Genomic DNA, 8,309 nt, shown 5'->3' with positions numbered 1-8,309 from the left:
GCTCGATGCCGCCCAATTTGTTCTGTGAAATTCGATTCTGAGTGATCGTGTTGGCGGTGGTGGCAGTACCAGAGAGGCAAACACCAAATCGTTCGTTGAAGAAGATGCGATTCGTGGGGCCAATGGTATTCCTGCATGGACCCAGAGACACATAAATACCGTTCGACCCATTGCCCAATGGAAGAGTACCCTCCCAATTGGTGCCGATGCTGTTGTTGACGATCATATTATTGGTTGTATTGAACCCGGCAAGGCAGATGCCGGCTCTGCCGTTGCCGCTGATCACATTTCCAGAACTACCGCTGCCGCCGATGATGTTATGATTACCATCAGAAATGCCGATGCCTTCGTTAGCATTTCCTAATGCCTTTGTGCCGGAAATATCCGTTCCGATAAAATTGCCCGTGATTTGATTGTGGTCGTTTTCTCCAATAAATAGAATGATGCCGTCTCCGTTGCCGGAAATAACATTCCTTTCTGCACTTGTGGAACCACCGATGACCGTATGCCGCGAGGTATGCGATACGGCGATGCCGGCCATTTCATTTCCCCACGCCTGGATACCGGAGGGATCGAGGCCGATCAAGTTCCCTTTGATTTCGGTGCTGTCGGATTGAGAGATGCTGATTCCGTACCCATAGTTTCCCGAGATGACATTGCCTGGGCCAATCCGGTTGCGGTTGCTTTGCTGTCCGATGTCTATGCCACCCCCGTTGCCGAGGGTATCTGCGCCGGCGCTGTTGATGCCGATGTAATTGTAACAGACCTGATTGCCGCATGCTCCACTATCGAAAACGAGCCCGAAAAACTGGAGACAGCCGGCAATGACATTGCCCTGCTCTGGTTGCGAACCGCCGATGATATTCTCATCTCCGCCAACGACGACGATACCATTATACGAGTCTCTTCCCCGCAGACTGCCAGTGGCATCCGTGCCGATAAAACAACTGGACACCTGATTGTGATGGCCGCTGATGATGATTTGGATCTCAAAATTGCTGATCGTCAAGGCATTGACATGATTGTAGGAACCGTTGATGGATAGTCCTCGATATAGACCACTTCTGCCGCTGATGACAATCAACGGCTTTGTCGGCGCGTCGGTCAGGCCGAGATACTTAGCTTGACTCAATCCGTCAATCACCGTCGAGTCACCAATGGCGGGCAAAGGAGAAGTGGGTCTGATCACCCATACGCCCGCGGTGGCATCATAGTTGGGATCGGATAAGGGTAGCTGAAAAAGGATATTATCGCGCCCCGGGGTACTAGAGGCTTGGAGCAAAGCCTCTCGCAACGAGCCCGCTCCGCTGTTACCGGTATGGGTGACGAGGAGGACATTGGGCGGCGGTGTGATCGTATCGGGAGGCGCAGACGTGGCTAAAATCAAATCCCCCAAGCTCTCCGCCGCTTCCCACAAATAGCCGTAAGGCCATTCGCCAGCGTTGCCGTAGTGATCAAAATAGTGGTTGCCGGGGTCGTTCACATACAGAGCGACGCCGAGAGTATCACCCGCCTTTGCCTTAACCGGACTGCTACCAAAATCAAAACGAATCTCGTATTGCACATGACCACTGACGGCCGAAAAGCTGCGAGTTACGCCGGCAGCATTTCTCGGCACATCCGCCCCCAAGTGATTTGGATAGGTCCCCCAAGCTCCCAAAAACAGCGCGTTGGTCGGCGTTATTTGGATGATACCTTCCTTGCTCGGCCCCCTGGCATCCCATTGGCCGTTATGGTCCAGATCGAAGACAAAGCCAAAGGTATTGGCCGGATCAACGTTAGGATCATTGGGATCGTCCACGGCGATGTAGAGATGTGAGCTATCATTTTTGATGTACAACAGAACTGGTTGTGGTGTGTGGGCCGTGGAAATGTCCAGCCTGGTGGCATCATCCCATTCGCTTCCGGAAAGGATACCATCGATGCTTGGTAGATGAGTGGACCATCGGCTTTGGAGCTTGTGTCCACCAGCAGCGGGAGTGGCCGTTGCCCACAGGGAAGGTCCTTGGCTTTCGGGGGCATCCGCTTCAATGCGGTAGTAGTAGGTCTGGCCGTTTACGGCGGTCAGATCGATATAGTCGCGCATGCTGGAGCCGAGCAGGCCGCGGGCCGATAGATCGACGGTGGCGATCAAGACCAACGGAGAAGTCATACTGATGCTGCGCCAGACCCTATAGCCATTGACCTTATCGTTGCCGTAGAGATGATCCCAGGACAGGGGTACGCGACCATTGAAGCCGCTGCCGGCAATCACATTACCAGGGATGTTGACGCCGCGCCAGGTGCCATAGATATCGGGATTGCCCTCGCGGTCGTCCTCCCAAGCGCAAAGCAGCAAACCCTTCTTGCTAATGGCGATGTCGGGGCGCTCTTGCTGGCCGACGGATTCATTCAAGATCAGATGACCACCCACCTGGTTGCCATTGGCATCATAAATTTTGAAGCAGATGCCATAGTTGCCCACACGTTCGCTGTCCCAGACCAGACCGTAAAGGCCTCCTGGTGAGCGGGTAATTCTGGGGTGGTGGTTTGGTCCGACTAATCCTCCAACCAACGTACTCATAACGAAATCGCTCTTGATAGTTTGCTTGTCGGCGCGAAAGAGGTGGCCGTAGATCTGGTCGTCGCCATAACTCCAGACGACGAAGAAATTGCCGTTGGTCTGCATGGCAACGCTGGGCGTGGCGGGAAGCGTGGTGCCAGCCGGGTGGGCGCTGACGGCAAAATCAGCACCATCGGCGACTCCCGTGCTGTCGTACACATGTGCGTAGATTTCGTACAAATGCGAAGGACGGTGCAAGTCGCGACCGTCCTCCCAAACGATGACAAACCGACCGCTTTCGTTGATGGCGACATCGGGATAGTTTTGCGCATGATTGGTGTCGTTATGTACCAGAAAATTTCTCCCGACCTTCTCGCCGCTGCTGTCGAAACGTTGCGCATATATGTCGCCGACCGGATCGCTATGGCGACCAACCCAGGTGATGACAAAATCGCCCCTTTCGTTCATCGCTACCGCGGGCGAGGCGGTGGTGGAGGCTGGATTGGCGCGTTCATTCACCCTTATGATTGGGGCCAAAGGTTCTTTGTTGGCCGCGTAGAGCCGGGCGTAGACATTCACGGAATCGCGGACTTCTTCCCAGACAACGACGAAATGCCCCAAATCATTGATGGCCACATCAGGATTGAATTGATCCGCTGCAGGATTGGCTGGATCGACCTGGAAATTGTTTTGGAACTTCAGCCCTCGTTGGCCGAACCGCTGCGCGTAGATGCGCGCACTGCCGGTGCGATTGTCCCACCAACAAACAACAGCGAAATTGTATGAGCTCAATGCGAGGCGAGGACTCCACTGAGCAGATGTCCCGACATCGTCATTGACGCGCGCATCTTGTTGCAGTGCTTGATAGTCGGTGAGGTCGGCAGCAAGAAGTGAATGGCGAACGGCCAGGGTGCACACTGCAGCGGAGCAGAACAGCACCAGCCAGCGGGAAAAGGATTGATACTTCATCGTGCGGTCTCCTTCTATAAATGGTAATTGAATGGAAAGATCGCAGTGATGAGTTTGGCCCCTCGCGGGGGCGTCAGAGTGGAGGAATCGATCGAGGCGGGTTTTCCGCCAGGTCCGACACGACCGTGACGGGCAGTAACTGGCATACCGGTTTGGATAGAACAATCCGCCCAAGTGGGCGGCGATTTTTTGGAAAATTTATGCAACCACACGCATTTTGTCAAGTGAAAATTCAGAAATTTTTGCCATGGCCGGGCAGCGGTGTCCCTGTTGGTCGAGACGTGACATCGGGGTTGGTCTTTGCGTGTAGGAGGGGTATTTTGATAATAGATGGTGGGAACGGTAGTGAAGCTGACGCCTAGCCATTTTGCTTTGCAGGAATCGGTGGAGGTAGCGCTGCCCCCGTTGGGAGTGAGGTGGGCGGCGATGGGGACCGAAGGACATAGTAGTCCGCGCCAGACGTGCAAAAAGGTGCTTCACTTGCCCGAAGGACAGGTAGAAAATCGTCTGCGAGCAGAAATTCCAGTCCGGCTCTCGTAATCCTTCATGGGACCAGAGAAAGGGCTTGACTCCTCGCCAGAAAATCGCTATCTTGCAGCGAGGCAGGAATGGAAGACACAAGAGTTGGAGGGAGCCATGAAAAGAGTGCTCATCTTGGCACTGGTAGCGGTTATGGCGGCGCCATTTGGCGCACAAGGGGGCGGACCCCGCAAGGTGTTCATCTCTGTGGACATGGAAGGCATCAGCGGGGTGGTCAATTGGGAGGAAGTCGATAGAAACGGCAAGGACTATGATTACTTCCGGCGCCTGATGACCAAAGAGGCCAATGCGGCGGTAGAAGGGGCCGTGGCTGCCGGCGCGACAGAAATTGTGGTGCGCGATTCCCACGGCTCGGCGCGCAACATCCTGCCCGAGGAACTGCACCCTGCTGCTCTCCTGCTGCGCGACTGGTCAGGCGGATTCAAGGGGATGATGGAAGGGATCGACGAGACCTTTGCGGCGGCTATCTTCATCGGTTATCACGCCAAGGCGGGCACGCCGCACGCGACTCTGGAACACACCATGAGTGGCACTGTCGCCGACCTCATCATCAACGGCGTCTCCCTTCCGGAGGCGGGACTCAATGCGCTCATCGCCGGCCACTTCAATGTGCCGGTGGTCTTTGTGGCCGGCGACAAGGCCATCTGTCAGCAGGTGAAGGAACTCTTGGGCAATGTGGAGACCGTCGCGGTCAAGGAGGGGATTGGCAATGCGGCGCTGTGCCTGCATCCGGAGGTGGCACGCGAGAGGATCCGCCAGGGAGTGACACGCGCCTTGCAAAATCTTGCCACTTACAAACCCTACAAGCTGAAGCCACCCTACACAATGGTCCTGAAACTGAAGCGGGAGGAGGTGGTGCACGAAAAGTCGCTCTACCCTGGCGCCAAGCGTACCGGCGACTGGGAGCTGACCTTTACCAGCAACGACTTGTTGGAAGTGGTGAAGGCTTTTAACTGGATGCACTGAGCGCATGTGGCCTAAGAAGACGGGCCTTGCAGTCGTGCAGGCGGTCCCTGGACGCGAGCCTGAGGCCGATTGGTGCGCAGGCACGCGGTTCCGGCGCACGCGGCAACCCTGTGCTCGCAGGGCTCTGTGGAGGGTAAGGCAGAAGCGCGTTGTACCCGGGTGGATGTGGTCTGTCCTGCTGCTGTCCCTGGCATCATCGGCCTCAGGGCAGCGCTGCAGTGCCGTGCTGGCGCGTCTTTTCCAGGCGCCGCCGGCCGAACGACAGGCGCTCGTGGATAGTCTCTACGCGGCTTGCCCTGCTTTTCCCGTGGTGGAACAGGACACGGTGGTTCACTTTCTCTATCGTGGTCGGGCACAAAGCGTCGCTGTGGCCGGCGATGCCACCGGCTGGCGCCCGACGTGCCTGCTCACGCCCGTGGCGGGGACCGACCTGTGGCACGCACGCCGGGTCTTCGCAGCCGACGCCCGTCTGGACTACAAGATAGTGGTGGACGACACCCTCTGGCTGCTCGATCCTATGAACCCTCTGACGATCCGCGGCGGTTTTGGCCCGAACTCGGAATTGCGCATGGGAAGGTACCAGCCACCGGCCGAGCTTGTCCTCAGGCCGGATCTGCCACACGGCGCGGTGCACGATACGGTCATTACCAGCGGCCAGCTTGGTGGACGGCGCAGGGTTGCCGTGTACGTCCCGCCTGCCTTTGCGGACCGAGGTGCGCCATACGCGCTCGCCTTATTTCACGACGGGAGCGACTACTTGACCCTGGGGGACGCTGCCACGGTGCTGGACAACCTCATCGCCTCCGGCAAGGTAGCTCCCCTGGTAGCGGTGTTCCTTTCGCCGGGAGAGCGGCAGCGCGAGTATGCGGGCGACAGAAAGGAAGCCTTGGCCGCGTTCATCCTGTTGGAGGTACTCCCCTGGGTGGCTGCCAGGTACCCGGTGAGCGCCGATCCGCGGCTGCGGGCAACCATCGGCGCTTCAAATGGCGGCAACATTTCGCTCTGGCTGGGGCTTCATTACCCGGAGCAGTTTGGCAATGTGGGGGCGCAGTCGTCCTACGTGGAGCCGGAGCTGGCCAGGGCATTCCAGGAGGGGGACAAGCGGCCCCTGCGCATCTACCTGGACGTCGGGACCTATGACCTGCCGGTCCTCATCCCTCTGGTGAGGGGTTTACGTCAAATCCTGGACCAGCGCGACTATGAGGTTTGCTACCAGGAGCCGCACGAGGGGCACAGCTGGGGCAACTGGCGCGCCCACCTTGATGATCTGTTGACGTTTTTGTTCCCCGGTCCGGCTGTTCAAGACCTGCGATAGTGACAGGGCTGAGGGCGCATCGCCACCCATTAGCGCGTGCCCTTCGTCGTGGCGCGCAAGCCCTGTTCGTCGGGCGCAGAATGATCCTCGACCGGCCGCTTTCTCACCGCGGACGCCTTTCTTGGATCACCGGGGGAAACCGCTGTGTTGTGCCCGCCTCTCCGGCAATGGCCCCAAGAGGCGGGTGCGCGAGCCTCACCTCAAGAGCACGAGCTTTTTCACCTCGCGGAAGAGCACCACGTTCTGCGCGGGCTCAAGTGCCTGGAGGCGGAGGAAATAGATACCCGCCGACAGATCATGCACGTCAAGAGCCATGCGGTGCTCGCCCGCGGCAAACTGGTCGTTGGCCAATGTCCTCACGCCTCTGCCAAGGGCATCGCAGATGTCGAGCCTCACCTGTGCCCGCTGCGGCAGGACGAGGCGAATGGTCGTGCAAGGATTGAAGGGGTTGGGGTAGTTTTGCAGAAGCCAGAATTCTGTCGGAGAACGCTGCGCGTCACCGAGTCCCGTGCTGCCGAATTCATAGGCACCGATGTCTGGATGGGCGTCCCGCGGATGGCCCTCAAGGTCCGTGGCGGGTGCCCCGAGCCTGCTCCCTGCGTCAATGGCTGGGCTGCCCGGCATCAGGTGATAGTCACCCGTCGTGCCCCAGGCGGTCTGGACAAAGCGCGGATCCCCGCACAGATTGCCCTCGCCTAAGCTTCCGATCTTGCCACAATCATATTCCTGGTCGCCCCAGTGGAGGAGCACCGGGCTCTGCGGGATGAAGAAAAGGTTGTGATCGGCGACCAGGGTGCTGTTCCCGTGCACGGAGATGGAGGTATTTGGTCCTCGTCCGCTGAAGATGCAGTTGCGGATGGTGACATGCACCGGGACCGGGTTCTCGTACTGCACGTAGAGCAGGTACTCATTCCCCAACTGGTCATCGACTGTGACGTTGACGATCTCAAAACGGGCACCGGCCTGTTCGACCTGGTCAATGGCAATTGGCGCCCATGGGGTGACTTCCGGGTCGCCGTCGCCCCGGCCGTAGATGAGCGTGTTTTCGATGCGGCTATTGTCCGCCCAGACCTTCACCCCATCGCAGGAGTTGTTGGCCACGATGCAACGACGGATGGTGGTGTTCGCCGCCTTCGAGTCCAAGCCGTCGCCGTAATTGTGTTCGGCAACGGTGTCCTCGATGAGAATCGGCCCGGCTGAGGGCTCGATGCCAAAGCCGTCCGGGCGATCGTAGGGGCGGTCGGAGCCGTCGCCCCCCTGATAGTAATGCCCACCCCAGGAGAGCGAGCAGTCGCGGATGGTCACATGACGCCAGCCGCCGTAGGTACCCTCGGGTCCCCCGAGCGCCCCGAAGCCACAGTACTCCAGGCGACAGTTGACGATCTCTACCTGCTCGACGTCCTGGAGATTCATCCCGTATTCATCGATGTGGTGGATGTAGAGGTCCCGAAAGGCCAGATGGTGCCCAGGTTCGCCAAGGACTTCCACCCCTTCGCGGAACCACTTAGCCTCGCCTGTGGCCTGCGCGTCATGCGTGATTTCCAAGTTTTCGACGCGCACGTAACACCTGCCCGAGAGGTCGATCGCCGTCGCGAGGTTGTCGCGTCCAGCGAGCACCGGCCGATTGCCCGTCTCTCCGCGGATGGTGATCCAAGCATCCGCCCTGCCCGAACACGGCGCGATGATGTCAGCGTCGTATTCGCTGAGGACGTACCGGCCGCCCAGGAGAATCAGCGTGTCGCCAGGGCTGAGTTGTCGGGAGCCAAAGCCAGGCGTGGCCCAGGGCTGGCTTCGGGTTCCCGGATTGAGGTTGTTACCGGTGGGGCCGACGAAGTAGACCCCACCACACAAAGGTGGCGGCGTCAGGATGAAGAACAATGCCGCGACGAGCAACTTGTGGTGCATGGCTTCGCCTCCTCCATAAGCCAGGCGTTCACCACCTGCACGTGGGCAGCAGGGGCCACTTGAGCACTTCAC

General features: G+C 58.6%; 4 protein-coding genes. 2 read left to right on the top strand and 2 right to left on the bottom strand.

What is annotated here, in order from left to right:
- A partial coding sequence (locus H5U38_16265; GenBank protein ID MBC7188580.1) for a right-handed parallel beta-helix repeat-containing protein occupies positions 1–3,511 on the bottom strand: 3,511 nt, incomplete at its 3' end.
- A gap of 636 nt (positions 3,512–4,147) precedes the next feature.
- Here H5U38_16265 and H5U38_16260 point away from each other — a divergent pair.
- Together H5U38_16260 and H5U38_16255 are read left to right on the top strand one after the other, a co-directional pair.
- A complete protein-coding gene (locus H5U38_16260) occupies positions 4,148–5,017 on the top strand; it encodes a M55 family metallopeptidase (GenBank protein ID MBC7188579.1) in 870 nt (289 codons plus the stop codon).
- Positions 5,018–5,180: 163 nt separating this feature from the next.
- Entirely contained in the window at positions 5,181–6,332 is a 1,152-nt protein-coding gene (locus tag H5U38_16255; GenBank protein ID MBC7188578.1) for a hypothetical protein, read from the top strand.
- A 195-nt stretch (positions 6,333–6,527) separates the two neighbouring features.
- Here H5U38_16255 and H5U38_16250 read toward each other — a convergent pair whose 3' ends face one another.
- A complete protein-coding gene (locus H5U38_16250) occupies positions 6,528–8,237 on the bottom strand; it encodes a right-handed parallel beta-helix repeat-containing protein (protein MBC7188577.1) in 1,710 nt (569 codons plus the stop codon).
- Positions 8,238–8,309 lie beyond the last annotated feature (72 nt).

The organism is Calditrichota bacterium (assembly GCA_014359355.1).
In the GTDB taxonomy this organism is placed as follows: Bacteria; Zhuqueibacterota; Zhuqueibacteria; order JANLFK01; family Oleimicrobiaceae; genus Oleimicrobium.
Note: the sequence above shows the minus strand (reverse complement) of the source record. Positions and strands in the feature narration are given on the sequence as shown.